At 44.1% G+C, this 15856-nt stretch carries 16 protein-coding genes; 6 read left to right on the forward strand and 10 right to left on the reverse strand.

All coding sequences use genetic code 11. The annotated features are described in order from the left end of the window. The first annotated feature begins 53 nt into the window (after nucleotides 1-53). Nucleotides 54-1151 (forward strand): fatty acid desaturase family protein, encoded by a 1098-nt coding sequence (locus tag N4J56_RS12405; protein WP_317106725.1) that lies wholly within the window; start codon nucleotides 54-56, stop codon nucleotides 1149-1151. On the opposite strand, the gene N4J56_RS12410 is transcribed toward N4J56_RS12405, so the two are convergent. Beyond that, complete coding sequence (locus tag N4J56_RS12410; protein WP_317106726.1) at nucleotides 1152-4793, reverse strand: NB-ARC domain-containing protein; 3642 nt, start codon at nucleotides 4791-4793, stop codon at nucleotides 1152-1154. It abuts the gene before it with no gap. A 426-nt stretch (nucleotides 4794-5219) separates the two neighbouring features. On the opposite strand from N4J56_RS12410, the gene N4J56_RS12415 reads away from it, so the two are divergent. Then, a complete protein-coding gene (locus N4J56_RS12415; protein ID WP_317106727.1) occupies nucleotides 5220-5621 on the forward strand; it encodes a nuclear transport factor 2 family protein in 402 nt (133 codons plus the stop codon). A 90-nt stretch (nucleotides 5622-5711) separates the two neighbouring features. Here the strand turns inward: N4J56_RS12415 and N4J56_RS12420 are convergent, their stop codons facing one another. Continuing rightward, the gene (locus tag N4J56_RS12420; RefSeq protein WP_317106728.1) at nucleotides 5712-6383 is read right to left on the reverse strand and encodes a tetratricopeptide repeat protein; all 672 of its coding nucleotides are present in this window, start codon (nucleotides 6381-6383) and stop codon (nucleotides 5712-5714) included. Nucleotides 6384-6544: 161 nt separating this feature from the next. After that, a complete protein-coding gene (petJ, locus tag N4J56_RS12425) occupies nucleotides 6545-6880 on the reverse strand; it encodes a cytochrome c6 PetJ (RefSeq protein WP_317106729.1) in 336 nt (111 codons plus the stop codon). Between the two features lie 349 nt (nucleotides 6881-7229). Between petJ and N4J56_RS12430 the strand changes: the two genes are divergently transcribed. Further along, complete coding sequence (locus N4J56_RS12430; RefSeq protein ID WP_015154911.1) at nucleotides 7230-7649, forward strand: BlaI/MecI/CopY family transcriptional regulator; 420 nt, start codon at nucleotides 7230-7232, stop codon at nucleotides 7647-7649. Continuing rightward, nucleotides 7649-8494 (forward strand): M56 family metallopeptidase, encoded by an 846-nt coding sequence (locus N4J56_RS12435; protein WP_317106730.1) that lies wholly within the window; start codon nucleotides 7649-7651, stop codon nucleotides 8492-8494. The genes N4J56_RS12430 and N4J56_RS12435 overlap by 1 nt, the downstream gene beginning before the upstream one ends. A gap of 56 nt (nucleotides 8495-8550) precedes the next feature. Here N4J56_RS12435 and N4J56_RS12440 read toward each other — a convergent pair whose 3' ends face one another. The 5 genes from N4J56_RS12440 to N4J56_RS12460 all read right to left on the reverse strand — a co-directional run bounded on the left by N4J56_RS12440 (nucleotide 8551) and on the right by N4J56_RS12460 (nucleotide 12779). Then, complete coding sequence (locus N4J56_RS12440) at nucleotides 8551-9015, reverse strand: RES family NAD+ phosphorylase (protein ID WP_317106731.1); 465 nt, start codon at nucleotides 9013-9015, stop codon at nucleotides 8551-8553. After that, nucleotides 9015-9461, reverse strand: coding sequence for an antitoxin Xre/MbcA/ParS toxin-binding domain-containing protein (locus N4J56_RS12445; protein ID WP_317106732.1), 447 nt, complete (start codon nucleotides 9459-9461; stop codon nucleotides 9015-9017). The genes N4J56_RS12440 and N4J56_RS12445 overlap by 1 nt, the downstream gene beginning before the upstream one ends. 159 nt (nucleotides 9462-9620) lie before the next feature. Then, nucleotides 9621-10241, reverse strand: a complete 621-nt coding sequence (coaE, locus tag N4J56_RS12450; RefSeq protein WP_317106733.1) for a dephospho-CoA kinase — start codon at nucleotides 10239-10241, stop codon at nucleotides 9621-9623. Nucleotides 10242-10255: 14 nt separating this feature from the next. Further along, the gene (gene cobA / locus N4J56_RS12455) at nucleotides 10256-11971 is read right to left on the reverse strand and encodes a uroporphyrinogen-III C-methyltransferase (protein ID WP_317106734.1); all 1716 of its coding nucleotides are present in this window, start codon (nucleotides 11969-11971) and stop codon (nucleotides 10256-10258) included. Nucleotides 11972-12107: 136 nt separating this feature from the next. After that, nucleotides 12108-12779 (reverse strand): class I SAM-dependent methyltransferase, encoded by a 672-nt coding sequence (locus N4J56_RS12460; protein WP_317106735.1) that lies wholly within the window; start codon nucleotides 12777-12779, stop codon nucleotides 12108-12110. A 114-nt stretch (nucleotides 12780-12893) separates the two neighbouring features. Here N4J56_RS12460 and hemH point away from each other — a divergent pair, with 114 nt between their 5' ends. Together hemH and N4J56_RS12470 are read left to right on the forward strand one after the other, a co-directional pair. Then, complete coding sequence (gene hemH, locus N4J56_RS12465) at nucleotides 12894-14057, forward strand: ferrochelatase (RefSeq protein WP_317106736.1); 1164 nt, start codon at nucleotides 12894-12896, stop codon at nucleotides 14055-14057. A 195-nt stretch (nucleotides 14058-14252) separates the two neighbouring features. Next, nucleotides 14253-14720 (forward strand): hypothetical protein, encoded by a 468-nt coding sequence (locus tag N4J56_RS12470; protein ID WP_317106737.1) that lies wholly within the window; start codon nucleotides 14253-14255, stop codon nucleotides 14718-14720. Between the two features lie 25 nt (nucleotides 14721-14745). On the opposite strand, the gene N4J56_RS12475 is transcribed toward N4J56_RS12470, so the two are convergent. Together N4J56_RS12475 and N4J56_RS12480 are read right to left on the reverse strand one after the other, a co-directional pair. Continuing rightward, nucleotides 14746-14958 (reverse strand): RNA-binding S4 domain-containing protein, encoded by a 213-nt coding sequence (locus tag N4J56_RS12475; RefSeq protein WP_015154921.1) that lies wholly within the window; start codon nucleotides 14956-14958, stop codon nucleotides 14746-14748. Nucleotides 14959-14972: 14 nt separating this feature from the next. Beyond that, complete coding sequence (locus N4J56_RS12480; protein ID WP_317106738.1) at nucleotides 14973-15779, reverse strand: class I SAM-dependent methyltransferase; 807 nt, start codon at nucleotides 15777-15779, stop codon at nucleotides 14973-14975. Nucleotides 15780-15856 lie beyond the last annotated feature (77 nt).

Consider the following 15856-nt stretch of genomic DNA (forward strand, 5'->3'; position numbering starts at 1 on the left):
ATGCTTAGGATCTTTTAAGATAAAGTTAAAAAAGTTTATGTTTTTGGAAGTTTATGACTTTTGTGGAAAAGCAAACTCTAATTCCCCAAGCACAGTATGCGAAAGCATTGCGACCTCTCCTTCCTGAAGAAGCCTTTGCCCCCGATTTTAGCAAGTTAGTAATATTATTTATTAATCTGACAATCTTAATTCTAGGTTGGGCGATCGCCAAGCATCTCGATCGTTGGCATTTATACTTATTATGGCTTTATTTACCTTTAGCAGTGGTGATGGGGAATAGTGTTATTGTCTTGCTATTTAGCTCCCACGATCTGATGCATGGCAGCGTAATTAGAAATTCCCGTCTGAGTTATATAATCGGCTTTATAGGGCTAATAATGTTGTGGATGCCGCCGACACTATGGAAAGCTGTTCATAACCGAGTACATCATAATAAAACAAACTCTTTAAATGACCCCGATCGCAATTATTTGTCCGCGCAGCCTAAAACTTGGGGAAAGTGGATTCAGAATTTGTTTGTACCTTCTAATGAGGTAAATTTTATCGGGTTAACAGTGGGAATGGCAACAGCGTGGGGAGTTCATACCTTTCGTAATTTGACTTCTGTGGTGTTGTTTAATTGTGAATCAGTCAACTATGTTCCTGCTGCTTTTAAAGTCAGTGCTGAAGAGCGCTGGAAGATTGCTACTGAGTTTTTGCTAATTATCATAATTCATCTGAGTATCTTAGCTTATCTAGAGTTTAATCCACTAAAACTGGTACTTAGTTACTTTCTTCCCTGTGGTATCGGTTATGCAGGAGTGATGTTTTATATCTACACAAATCATATGCTTTGCCAAATGACAAGCGTTAACGATCCATTAGTTAATAGCGTTTCTTTACGAGTACCGAAACTAATTGATAAGTTGCATTTAAATTTTTCTTACCATACAGAACATCATATTTTTCCTGGAATGAACTCTGATTATTATCCCCTAGTTCAAAAGCTATTAGAAATTCATTATCCTGGATGCATCAATTTATTGAATTTTGCTGATGCTTGGCGCTTACTAATGCTATCTCCTCGACATTATAAAAATGAGATTACTTTTACAGATTGGATAGGTGAAAAATCTGTTATTTGTCCTCTCAGTCAAGCATCTAAGAACTAATTATCCTACCGCACCTAAAACTTTTAAAGTGGCGATCGCCGCCTCAGTTAAACCAGTTACGCCAGCAATATTCATCCCTTCATAGGGTCTTTGCGCCCGCAATATCTTGAGAGATTTGCCTGTATTTGCATCCCACAGTCTAATCGTCTCATCCTGGCTGCCACTGGCAAGAATTTGTCCGTCAGTACTGAAAGCAACCGACCAAATTAAATCGGTGTGTCCTTGGAGGGTATGTCTGCACTCGCCAGTTTCGACATTCCACAACTTGATGCTATAGTCGCTGCTGCCACTTGCTACAGTCTGCCCGTCAGGGCTGAAGGCAACTGACCAAACTCGGCTCGTATGTCCCTGGAGAGTTTGGTAACATTTCCCGGCGTGCCAATCCCATAACTTGACTGTGTGATCGCCGCTACCACTTGCCAGGGTTTGTCCGTCAGGACTAAAAGCAACTGCCCATACCCAATTGCTATGTCCTTGTAAAGTGTCGTAGCACTCTCCGGTTTCAGTATTCCATAACTTGATTGTGTGGTCGTCGCTACCGCTAGCTAGAAATTTGCCATCTACATTAAAGGCAACTGACCAGACTCGGTTAGTATGCCCTTGCAACTTATGCAGAGTTTTCCCGCTGAGGATCTCCCATAACCTCACCGTATAGTCATCGCAGCCGCCAGCCAAAATGTCGCTATTGGGATGAAAAGCCAGAGACCTGACACCACTGTAAGCTTGGATCGTATTGTAGCGATCGCCTGTTGCAGCATTCCAAAGCCCGATGGTAAAGTCACCGCTACCGCTGGCTATGGTTTTCCCATCGGGGCTAAAGGCAACAGCCCAGACTCTGTTACCATGACCGTGTAACGTGCGATCGCACTCTCCTGTTTCAACGTTCCACAATCGCACTGTTTTATCGTCGCTACCGCTAGCTAGCATTCCGGTTGGATGTGAGGCTAACGGACGGGGATGAAAGGCTACCGACCAGACGCGGCTAGTGTACCCTTGAAGAGTTTTGATACATTTCCCATCCGTAACATTCCAGATCTTGATCGTATGGTCGCCGCTACCGCTAGCTAAGGTTTTGCCGTCAGGACTAAAAGCTACAGATCTAATCCAATTTGTATGTCCCGAAAGCGTGCGACAGCATTCTCCAGTCTGTACGTCCCAGAGTCGAATTGTATAGTCTTCGCTACCACTGGCTACTATATCTCCCCCAGCGCTAAAAGCAACCGTTCTAATCCAGTTGGTATGTCCGCATAAAGTGTGCAGACATTCTCCCGTACTGACTTGCCATAACTTCACGGCGCGATCGCTACTACTAGCAAGCATCTCGCCATCAGGACTAAACGCAACTGACCAAACTTGAGTTGTATGTCCCTGTAGAGTTTTCAGCCACTCTCCCGTGCCGACATTCCACAATCGCACGGTAGACTCTACACTACCACTAGCTAGGGTTTTGCCATCGGGACTGAAGGCGATGCTTCTAATCCAGTTCGTATGTCCGAACAAAGTCTGGTAACATTCTCCTGTCTGCCAATGCCATAACTTGACGGTACAATCTTCACTCCCACTAGCTATAGTTTTGCCGTCGGGACTGAACGCCACTGACCAAATGCGATGCGTATGTGGCAAAATACAACGGCATTCACCGCTACGGGTATCCCACAAACGAACTGTTTTGTCATCGCTGGCACTTGCTAAAGTACTGCCGTCAGGACTAAATGCAACCGACCAGATCCAATTCGTATGTCCTTTGAAAGTCAGCAGTTTTTTCCAATCTGTAACTTGCCACAGCCGAATTTCTCCATCAGCATCTCCTGTTGCTAATAGCTTGCCTGTGGGACTAAAAGCTACAGCTGGAGTCACGCTTAAGTCTTCAGTAAAAACTGATTTGGCAAGATCGGCACGGGCAAAGTTGACTTGTTTTAAGTTGCGTCCGGCTAAATATGCCTGCCACACCGCAAGATCGGAAAAATCCCACCCCCGCAGATCGATCTTAAGATGAGTTAGCAAGTTGAGAATATTTCCTGCTAAATATCCTGGCGATCGCGCCGATCTTTGTCGCCAATCAGTTAGAATTTGCCCTAAGCGATCGACAAGGCTGCTGAGATTTGTTTGAGCTAAAAGTTTATCGACAATTGGTATGAGAATCAGACGAATTTGCGTGTCTCTAATGTAATCTTTTGCTTGCGCTTCAATCAGGGCATGACTGTTAAATAAACCGATCGCCCCCCTAACTATTTCCCCACATATGCGTTCGATAAAGCAATCGATCGCAAAATCCATTACAACTGGTTGTTGGGTAAAGCCCGTAGCGGTTTTTTCAATCAGCGATCGCTGTCCTAAAGATCGAAGAGTTTCTGGTAGTTTTTGCTTTGCTTCTAAGGACAAAACATTTTCTCGCAATGCTGTAAAAGCGACAGGTTCCCGTTCGACTGCCAGCCAATACATCACTTCTATTTCTAATTTTGATATCCGATTCATTTGCCGCTCTAAGAGATCGCGGATATCATCAAAAACTAACGTTCCCGTGCGTAAGGTTGCTAAAAATATAGTTACGTTGCTATCAAATAAATCCTGAATTCCCGCAGCTACCATTTTCAAAGCAAGCGGATTACCAGCATAATGCTCGATTAACCTTTGCCACTCTAAATCGGAACCGACAAAATGTCCCTTAGCGCGAAAAATTTCTCGTCCTGCGGCAATATTTAGACCTTCCAACTGTAGAGAACGTACTGGTAGTGTTTCACCTTCGAGCAAGACAATTTCTTTTGGTTTTTCTCGGCTAGTTAGTACTAAACAACTCGTATGACGGACTTCTCCAATGCGTTGTAATAATTCGCCATAGGCTTGATATCCTTCCCGATATTGTCCTGCATGTTCGCCCCCACGCAGAATACTTTCGACGTTATCTAGTACTAACAAACAGCGATGATGGCGCAAATATTCCAGCAGCATACTGATACAGCGATCGAGTTCTTGGGATAATGTCGCCGCTGTTTCTTGTTGATGAGAGAGGAATTGAACGATCCCAGCGAGTAATTCTGCTAGAGGCGGAGCGTTACGTAAACTGCGCCAAACAATATATTCAAATTCTGATTGCAAGTTTTCTGCTAGGGCGATCGATAAGGCAGTTTTCCCCATGCCACCCATACCCAATACTGCCACTAAACGACAGCATGAAGCGGAGCTGTCGCCTCTAGGCGAATCGTTCTTAATCCACTGTCCTAAAGTCGCTAACTCCTCGCTCCGCCCGTAAAATGTTGCTACATCTACCGCTTCGCCCCAGTCTATGTAAGGTGTTGTTGGTTGATGGTCGTTAGTTGATGGTTGTTGGTTGTCGCTTTTGGTCTCCTCTGCTCTCTTTCCCCTACTCTCTACTCCCTGCTCCCTGCTCCCTAGTTCTGACGCTCGTCGCCGCAAGACAGCACGGAAGTTACTTTTCGTAACTTCTTCTGAGAGAGCTTTAGAAAGCAACTTCCATAGCTTAGAACCTACATCTTTAATGTAATTAGCATCATAGTCAGAGCTTTCGGCGATTTCGGGATAAGTCTGACCTTCCCAGGCTTTGCGAAAGACTAGTTCCTGAATGTCGTTGAGTCCCCGATCGAGAAATGCATCTAGAATTACTAGTGCTTCGTCAACGTTCATTTTTTAACAAAAACTTGTTCTTTGATGATTTTGACTGTAATAGGCTATGTTTGTTTTTTTTCGCTGGTTTGTATTTATTTTTTTATGCTTTACTATTAAGTTACACTAGAAATCAGTTGTAAATTTTCTATATACTCAAAAGTTCAAAATTCTATATATTTTAAGCTTTTCTTAATCAGTTGCCTCTTACCACGTAGCGCACCACACACTACGCACCACGCACCACGTAGATCTGACTTTTTCAGACGATTCATGACTTCTCGATTGAGACAATTGAGATGGTGCGGATAACTTCTGACTTTTTCAGGCTGTAAAAAATCAGGGCTTCATTTAATTTGAAATTAATGATGACATCAAGCTAAGCCCGAGCGGCATTAAGGTTATAGCTTTTAGCCTTAAGCCTTCATCTTTTCGATTAATTTCAGAATGGAATTTCGATCCAGTATGGCAGCTGTTACCCAAATAGAGATTATCAGGAGTTTGATCGGTTTGTTCGAGGCAATGGATGTAGAGAGTGCCATGACTTATTTTACTGAAGATGCCCTATGTCGATTTGGCAATCATTCCCCGGCAGTGGGGAAAACCGCGATCGCATTTGTCATCGAAGCAAGTCAGCTCAGTCGGAGCGCCCGAACTTCTTGTGAAATCAATGAAATTTGGGAAATTGACGATGCTGTAATTTGCCAAATGGAAACAACTCATATGTGCGATCGTGGTAAAGCGATCGCAATACCATGCGCGATCGTCTTTCGCATGGAAGACGATCTCGTTCGAGAAATGCGCGTCTACATTGATGCTTCTCCCTTACATAGAAAGTGTAAGGGATAGGGGAAAAAGCAATTCAACATTTAAAATTAGAGCGCGCACTACGTACCAATCTCTTGCCGCTCGCTGATAACTATTAAATTTGTCCAGACGTTACATGTAACGTCTGTACACTGATAACTGGTGACTGATAACTACTCCCTGCTCGTGCGCTCCCTGCTCCCTCTTCGGGTGACTTAATTCATGCAGAGATTTGAGTTCAGCAAGCAGACTGGTATAAGCATCGAATTTGCCGCGTTGCAAATACATTTGAGCAACCGTGCGTAAATCTTCTGCTACACCTACCATGTCACCTAATTTATAACGCACGAGACACCGACAATGATAAGCACTTGGATCTTCAGGATCGATGCGAATGGCACGGTCAAAATCAGCGATCGCACCGCGATCGTCTTCGAGCTTGGAAAGCGTAAAACCTCGGTTGTAATAGGCGATCGCCGAATCTGGATTCAGTGATAAAGCGCGATCGAAATCCTTTAATGCATCTTGGCGATCGCCCTTAGCAGCCCGTGCTAAACCTCGATTAGCGTAGGCTGTAGCGTTGTTGGGTTGGAGCAAAATGACCTGAGAAAAATCTGCGATCGCGGCTCGATATTTTCCTACTAGCGTTTGATATACCCCTTGTTTAAATAAGTCTTCTACCGATCGAGATTTAGTTTGATGGTCGTGCATCTCTAAAGTATTCGCTGCTGGCTGAGCCTGAGCGTTTAATGGAAACAGCAAAACCGCAAATGTGACGCAGCAGATGAGAATAACTCGATACATAGTTACTAGTGAGGGGAGGGTAGAGGGGCAGAGGAAGCTGAGGAGCTGAGGGAGCAAGACAATTCAAAATTCACGCATTAATTCCGCATTCCAAATTCCAAATTCTCTCCACTACACCCCACACCTTTTCTTCACTGACAACTGACAACTGATAACTGATTTCAGCTCCATCCTTTTTCGGATTTGTCCAGCACGTAAGAGGCGACATCCTCAATCTGCTGGACATTTAATTTTCCTTTGAAGGCAGGCATAGCATTTTTACCATTTGTGACTTGGTTGATAATTGCTTCTAGAGAATTCATACTATATTTTTCTAAAGCATCTTTCTGTAGTGTTTTTGTCGCCATCACCACATTTTTTCCTCCCATATGACAAGCAGCACAGTTGCTATTAAACACTTTGGCTCCGTTGGCTATGTCTGCTGCTAGAGCTGCACTGGGAAAAGCTAGCGTCCAAATAGCAACAACCAATAGCAAAGCTAACGCGATCGTTCGCATTCTTTCAATCTCCTTCTTTCGCAAATAGGATCGGCGAATTTATCCAGCTAAGATGTCGAACTAAGATGTCGAAAAAGGGTGGAAGTCCTTCCACCCGAGAATCAAGGACTTTTTGACCCTTCGTTATAAAAGCAGGCTGGAATCGAACACCTAGCTTAGTTTGCCTTCTGGATGGCAGTCAAAAGACAAGATGTCAAACTGTCACAAAATCAAACTTTCACAAACAATGTCGCGAGAGATAACTCTGACGGTGTAACCTGGAAAGCAGTAACCAGTTGTCAGCTATCAGTTATCAGTGACCAGTTATCAGTAATTTTTGACTTTTACCTTTTGACTTTTGACTTAGCTTATGTCTCCGCTGCCTAATTACCGTCCCAAACAGCTATCTCTTGGTCCATTAGAAACAGAGATTTTAAATATCGTCTGGGAACTCGATCGCGTGACTGTCAAAGACGTACACGATCGCATTCTTGCCGATCCCGATAGAGAGTTAGCCTATACTTCTGTCACCACGGTACTGCGCCGCCTGACGGAAAAAGGATGGTTGGCTTGCGATAAACAAGAACGAGTTTTTTATTGGCGACCGTTGGTAACGAAAGAACAAGCGCAAGTTATAGAGGCGCATGAAAAGCTACATCGCTTTCTGGCGGTTGGCAACCCTGATGTTGTGGCTGCCTTTGCCGATAGTCTCGATCGCACCAGCTTAGAACAGCTCGACGCGATCGCTAAACGCATTCAAGCTGCACGCCAACAACGGGAGGAGAAGTAATGCATACCATCATGATTTTGGCTGCACTGGCAGTAGCTTGGAACGTGCGACAGAATTGGTCATCAGCTTCAGGTGATTGGCAACAACGCTGGAAACAAACGCTGTGGTTTTTTCTCTTTCCTCCGTTAATGTTAGCGATCGCCGGAATCTCGGTATTATTCATGGGAATTCAAGGCAAGATGCTGGGTTTGTCTGTAGGTTGGTATAGCTACGGACTGACGGTAATCGGTTTTATAGTGGCGATCGCGCTGGGGGTTAAACTGGCATGGCAAGGCTGGCGGGCTGTGAGTCAGACTCGTACTTATCCTCAAGAGCAAGTAGAGGGAGCATCTTGTCGGATTTTAGCAACTCCCGTTCTCTTCAGCGCTTTAGTTGGCTTCTGGCGACCGGAATTAGTTGTCAGCCAAGGATTGCTATACGTCCTCACCCCAGAACAGTTAGCCGCTGTGATTGCCCACGAACAAGCACATTACTACTACCGAGATACTTTCTGGTTTTTCTGGTTGGGTTGGATACGGACTTGTACTGGATGGTTGCCTCAGACAGAAGCCTTATGGGAAGAGTTATTGCTGTTACGGGAACTGCGGGCAGATAATCGGGCGGCTCAGCAAGTCGATCCGCTGACTTTGGCAGAATCTTTGTTATTAGTCGTACGTTCTGCGATCGTGCCAATGACGAGTTTTTGCGCTGCTTTCAGCGCTGCTAGTCAAGCAGAGCGGTTGAGCGAACGCATCAATGCTTTATTAGAGCCATCAGCACCTCCTACCCAACCGCAATTTAATTGGTCTTGGTTGTGGTTACTTTTGGCACTTTTACCCTTAGTCACAGTACCATTTCATTCTTAAAGTGTGCGATGAAAGAGCGCTTTCAAGCAACTTCAATCTCGTTACGAACTAGACATTCAAGGATTAGCTTTTTTCCACATTCGCCGATCGAATTTAAAGTTAAAAGGCGGGTCGGTTGAAATTTGAAGCCTTGGATGATCTGGATTGAGAATATAATTGTACTCGAATGGAATGATTGCAGAAGGAACTTTTAAGATGGGAGTTCGTTGCGATCGCAACCAAGCATCACCAATTGCTTGCAAGGATGGATAAGTAGATTCTTCTTGCCAATTGTTCGGTAAGTCATCAATCTTAATTTCCTCAACAGCAATGTTATCTGCAACAAAAGCACGAATGCCAACCAAAGGAATCTTGTTGCTTTCAGTGTGGACAAATACTTCGAGGGTTGCAAGTGCTAAACTTTCCGATGTATAAACTGCTTTAATACCTTGAGGTGTCCAGCGACCAGCAGTATAAATACCACCTTCGCCAGAGAAAGCAGAATTTTTGTGTTTTTCTTTGCATATACGCCAGATTTTCACTAGCCGTATACCCCATACTCAGCACGATAGAGTATTTGCTCTACTTGTTTCGCTCCTGCATCTGTAGTCAGTGCTTCCAGAGGAGTTTTGTTGTCGAGACTGGCTTTCGGCGTACTCAACCATCTTTTAGTTTCCTCCTCATCTTCAAACAGATCGATCGCCTGCTTTGTAATCCGGTTAAAACGCTCCAAGCGGTCAACAATAAGTGGACTTAATACAGAATCATCCTTTTTGTACCTAGCTTGGGTTCTTACAGGGATACCAAAAAGAGCTTCCTTTTGGCGACTATCTAGTTCATAGGTATTCGCAACACTTTGCAGGACATGATACTTCACAGTAGGTTGAGCTATACCACTGGCAGCCTTTTTTTTGGAATTGTGGGTAGGTACTGTCATAGCTCCTCCAACTTCTGATATTTGTGCCATTTGTCTTATTTTATCTGCCATTTTGCACTTTTGCCAATGGAAGAATCCTATGAGATCGCGGCGATACCTATTCTGCAATCCGCAGATTTAAGAATTTTTAGAGAAAATTGTATCTATTGTTGTGTTTCCTAATCTTAATGAATAAAGCAACTTGATTGGGTAAGGTAGCTAACTTCACCGTTAACCATTAAATTTTTTTATCGCTAAATCTACCTGCTGTTTCAAATCTTCAAAAGTAGAAGAATTATCCAAAACAACGTCAGCCCGATCGCATTTTTCTGATAGTGGCATTTGACTGTTAATTCGCGCCTGTGCTTGTTCTAAAGTTAAATTATCGCGCTGTATCAGTCTGCCTATTTGCTGTTGCGGCAAACAGGAAACAACCCAAATTTCTGTCACTAAATCTGTCATTTCTGCTTCAAATAGCAAAGGAATAACTAATACAACTGTAGAAACAGATAATTTCTTGATTTCTTGCTCAAAGCGATCGCGTACGTAAGGATGAATTTGTTCTTCTAACCACTGCTTTTCTGTAGAATCGTTAAAGATAATTCGCGCTAGTTGTTGACGATTCAGCGTCCCATCAGCCTGTAAAATATCTGTACTATAACGCTGGGCGATCGCATTTAAAATTGGCGAACCAAGTTGCACGGCTTCTCTGGCATAAATATCTGCATCAAGAACTGGTAAATGATATTCATTTGCTAAGTATTGAGAAACAGTACTTTTACCAGTGCTAATTCCACCAGTAAGACCAATGATTCGTAAGTCGTAAGTCGTAAGTCGTAAGTCGTAAGTCACAATTAATTCATCTTTCAACCTTTACTTACCCAACCTACAATTGCTTGTAATAACCCATCCAAAGTATATTCCTCTGCTTCTATATCGACTCTACCGAGGAAAGAAATACAGTCTTTGGAGGTTTGAGGTCCAATAGAGGCTATACAAACTCCATCTAAATCAATGTTGTTATATGGTGCTATAAGTTGGCAAAAATTTCGGACTGTTTTGGAACTAGCAAAAGTAATAATATCCACTTTATGACTTTGTAATCCCTCTAATGCTTCAGGAGCAATTGACTGCGGACAACGAGATTCATAAGCTGCAACTTCTACCACGTCTGCACCTTTAGCAGTAAATTGTTTGACTAAGACTTCTCGTCCTCCAGTTTCAACTCTAGGAAACAAAACTTTTGTACCTGCTAAAGATTCAGGAAAGTTTTCTACTAAAGAATCCGCGACAAAATCGGGAGGAATGAAATCTGGTTGTAAGTATCTTTGTTGAAGACTCTGAGCAGTTTTTTGTCCTACTACAGCAATTTTTACCCCTGCTAGCGCCCGCGTATCTTTACCTTTAGCTGACAGGCGTTCAAAAAAATAATCTACACCATTCGTAGAAGTCAGAACCAACCAATCAAAATCCGATAACTGCGCGATCGCATTATCTAACCCCATCCAACTCGAAGGCGCACCAATCTCCAACGCTGGCATTTCAATAGCTGTCGCACCCATTTCTACAAGGCGATCGCAAAATTGACTCGATTGCCCCAGCGATCGGGTAACGAGGACTGTTTTACCTAAAAGCGGGGAATCGGGAGTCGGTAGGGGCGGGTTTCCAAACCCGCCCGTACGGGAGTCGGGAGTCGGTAGGGGCGGGTTTCCAAACCCGCCCGTACGGGAGTCGGGAGTCGGACGTAGTTTTGCTCCCTCAGCTCCCTCAGCTCCCTCAGCTCCCCCAGCTCTCTTATATCCCCCTCGCTCCTCACTCCGGACTTCGTCCCGCTTCGCTAACACTCCTCGCTCCCGATCTGGTTGCAAATACTCGCGCCAGCCAACCACTTCACCAACCACGATCGCAGCAGGTGAGAGAGTTAAGCCATCGGTTTGGGCTACAACTGTTTCGAGGGTGGCAGTCCAAACTTGCTGTTTTGCGGTTCCCGCCCAACGCACGATCGCAATTGGCGTGTGGGGCGAGCGCCCGTGTCTGACTAATTGCTTGACAATCTCTGGTAACTGTTGCCCTCCCATCAGAAACACCAGGGTTCCGATTGATGCTAAACCTTCCCAATTGACAAGTTCTGGTTCATGGGCAGTTGTCACGGCAAAACAATGACTCATCACCGGATCGGTGAGGGGAATTCCTGCTAGTGTGGGTGCGGCTAAGGCGGAAGAAATTCCAGGTATAACCTCAAACGGGCAGCCTGCGGTAACTAATGCCTCAATTTCTGCTGCGGCTCGTCCAAAAATGAACGGATCGCCGCTTTTGAGCCGAATGATTTGTTGTCCTGTTTGGCAATACTCGACTAGTAAGCGATCGATTTCTGCTTGAGGGGTGCTAGATTGTCCGCCGCGCTTACCGACATCGAGTTTGAGACAATTTGACGGCACTAGTTCTAATAATTGCGGATCGACTAAAGCATCGTAGATCAATACTTCTGCTTGGCTCAACAGTTGCAGCGCCCTAACAGTTAGATAATCAATACTTCCTGGTCCCGCACCGACCAGGTAAACTTTACCCGTTGTGTTCATCATGCTTCGTCATGCAACCCTCAAATTTTATGGTAATTGGTAATGGGTAACTAGTAATAGTAATTGTCTTAGGGCGACTAGAAGTCACGGCTATACAGGCAAAACCCGCCGGCGCGGGTTAAATTCTTTAACTAAGACATTAGTCTGTACTGGCGAACTTTGTTTGTGTGGTATCACATTCCATTCGCCCAACTCGCGCTTGAATCACTTGCAGGCTTCCACCTGCATGGAGAACGCGATTTTGTAACTCGAACCCTACTTCTTCTAACAACTCAACCAAATTCTCGCGTAATAACTGCCAAGCCGTTTCTGTTTCAAACAAAAACAGAAATAAATAGATTCCAGGCACGAATAACCAATTCGTCGGTGGGTGAAAATCAACCAAAGTGAAAATGCCACCTGGCTTGAGGACGCGATGAACTTCACTTACAATCTCTCGCAATTCCTTCGCTGTCATTTCGTGCATTGCCATGCTGCTGTGGACTAGATCGAAACTGCGATCGCTAAAAGGCATCTTTTGAGCAAAAGCCTCTACAAACTTGGCTTGCGGTACGTTGTGTTGCGCTCGTTTCAAAGATAAAGGAGACGCATCTAACCCCGTCACCTCTTGAGAATATTTCACCAAGACTTCAGTTGCTTGACCGCTGCCGCAACAAAGATCCAAAACTTGAGTATTGGGCTGAATTGTTAATTTTTGCAAAGCCAATTGACGAAACTTTCCTTCTCCGCCCACGCTCAACGCCGCTAATCGAGAAACTGTATCGTAAAACCATTGATAGCGATAGCTCCATTCTCGTAATATTGTTGCCATGTTTCAATCCTCATGAATATTTGTTGACCGATATTCCGAATAAAGATGTATTGTTAAAAGATGTATTGTTAAAATCAGTAACAAAGCTGAAGAAATTGGGGTAACAAAACTGCTATGGGTCGAGTGGGAGTACTATTACTTAATCTAGGTGGACCGGATCGACTAGAGGATGTCAGACCATTTCTATTTAACTTGTTTGCCGATCCGGAAATTATTCGCCTGCCGTTTCCCTGGCTGCAAAAACCCCTGGCATGGTGGATTTCAACCGTACGCACGAAGCGATCGCAAGAAAACTATAAGCAGATAGGTGGCGGCTCTCCCTTACGGCGCATTACTGAAGCCCAAGCACAAGCGCTACAAGCACGACTAGAAGAGAAAGGGCAACCAACTCAAATGTATATTGGGATGCGTTACTGGCATCCATTCACCGAAGAAGCGATCGCCCGGATCAAACGCGATGGCATTGACCGTTTGGTGATCCTACCACTCTACCCGCAATTTTCCATCAGCACTAGCGGTTCTAGCTTCCGCTTGCTGCAACAAATGTGGTTAGAAGACCCCAAATTAAGCAGCATTGAATATACAGTTATTCCCTCTTGGTACAAGCAACCAGGCTATCTGCAAGCAATGGCGCAGTTAATTGCTCAAGAGGTAGATGGATTTGCCAACCCTGATGCAGTGCATGTCTTCTTTAGCGCTCATGGCGTACCAAAAAGTTACGTTGAGGAAGCAGGCGACCCTTATCAGCAAGAAATTGAGGAATGTACGGCGCTAATAATGCAGACCCTCAACCGCTCCAATTCATACACCTTAGCTTATCAAAGTCGTGTTGGTCCTGTAGAATGGCTGCAACCATATACAGAAGATGCCATTCAAGAATTGGGTCAGCAAGGGGTGCAAGATATGGTTGTCGTACCGATCAGTTTTGTCTCCGAACATATAGAAACTCTGCAAGAAATTGATATGGAGTATCGAGAAGTTGCAGAGTCAGTAGGTATACACAACTTCCGTCGCGTTCCAGCGCTCAACACTCACACTCAGTTTATTGATGGGATGGCAGATTTAACCATCGAAGCCTTAAATTCTCCCAGCGTTAAGCTGTCTCAAGTGTCGCAAATGAAAAAGCGGGTTAAAATGTACCCCCAAGAGCGCTGGCAGTGGGGCATGACGACCTCGGCAGAAATTTGGAATGGTAGAATTGCCATGCTCGGCTTTATTGCCCTGATTATCGAGTTAATCACTGGCAAAGGACTATTGCACGCAGTCGGGATTTTATAAGTCAGTTATCAGGAACCGTAGGGGCGGGATTAGCGAGAGTCTGGCAACCGCCACCCCAAATTTCGGCTCAAAACCCGCCCTTACAGCAGTAGCAACGGGTTTAGCGATCTGACAACCGCCACCCCAAATTTCAGCTCAAAACCCGCCCGTACAGAAATTAGAATTCGGGAAATTTTGACTTTTGACTTCTGACTTTTGACTTCTCTATCCACTCTAAATAGTGGCACATTCAAAGTTACGCAAAGTCACGCTCTCTGGTTTGATATGGGGCGACCCATTTGGTCTATCAAACCCATGAGCTACGATCCAACTAAGTTAAATCACTCAGAAATACTGTCTCTACTAGCTTCAGGTGTGCTGGAGTATTTTGGACGCATCAAAGCAGGAGAAAAAGATCCATTTCCCTATCCCGATCCTTTGATTAGGGGATTTAATCAACTGAGTATTGCCTGTGCATTGCAAAATGTAGAACGCTCTAAAAGACCTAAAGGCGTTGTAGAGTTTGTAGAGACATGGGGAAAATTGCCGTTGACCAAGTGGGCGTTAAAGTTGGAGGTAGCAGACTATGATTTTGCTGCGGATGACTGTTTAATTAAGCCAGATTTGAGTAAACCAACGCAGTTGTGTAAGGATTTGGCGCGGAGGTTGCGGTTGGTGTCTTAATGCGATCGCCTGATTTTAATTAAATTTAAATCTCGTCTAAATTTACATCAAAAGTTTGTTCTGCTACTGTTACACTGTCACCCGATCTTAACTTGCGTCCGCGTCTGGTCTCCAGTATGCCATTAACGAGAACCTCACCTCCCTGAATTATTAGTTTGGCTTGTCCGCCTGTTGCTGCTATGCCGATTAATTTTAAAAATTGATCGAGTTTAATTGTATTATCACTGTTACTAATCATGAAAAATCTCAAACTCAACTTTTACGAGCAAAAACAAACAAGCTATTAACATCATGCCCAAATCCTTGCTCCGGTGACAAGGCATGGATCTCTGCCATGTATTCTGCTTTAAGCTGCGCTAATTTGTCTGGAGGTAGTTGACACACCTGGTAGCCGTAAACATTATTAGCATGTGCGTTCCATGCTGTTTCTGCATCTTTGAAGTAGAAACCGAATTGTTGAGTTACAACTTCAATCTTTTGAAAACCAGCCTGTTGAAGTAAAGCTTGGCACTTTTCAGGAGTACCTAGCGGTTCGTTGGGATTGTCAACCGTAATTCCAAATTGTTGTGCTTTCTCTCTAAATAAAATAGATGCAGTATGAGCCGTGTCAGCAAAACAGGAAAAGGCTACTATTCCGCCTGGTTTGAGAAAGCAATACCACTGACGCAGGGAAGCCAAAATATCTGTGAGATAGACGATCGCAGCGGAACAAAAAATCACATCAAAGCTGTTATCGTCAAAATTCAAATTGTCTGCATCTGCTTCAATCAATTCAATATTTTGTAGTTTTTCTATCTCAACTTTGCGCCGTGCTTGTGCTAGCATTCCCGGCGAAATATCTACTCCCAATACAGAACCTGCATTTCCTACGATTTTTGCTGCCGCGATCGCCACTATTCCCGTACCAGTCGCAACATCCAAAACTTTCTGCCCTAGTTTTAGTTGAGCTAATTCTACGAGAAAACTAGCAAAATGATAGCGAAACTCGTTGTCATAATTAGCTCTAGAATTAAAATCTTTAATAATTTGCTGCTTGGATTCATTCATACGAGTTGTCATTAGTATTTTACCTACTCCTGTACGGGCAGGTTTAACTGCTGAATATTTTGTTCTATTGTAGCTAGGCTCGATAAACC

The sequence above is a fragment of the Chroococcidiopsis sp. SAG 2025 genome (assembly GCF_032860985.1).
In the GTDB taxonomy this organism is placed as follows: Bacteria; Cyanobacteriota; Cyanobacteriia; order Cyanobacteriales; family Chroococcidiopsidaceae; genus Chroococcidiopsis.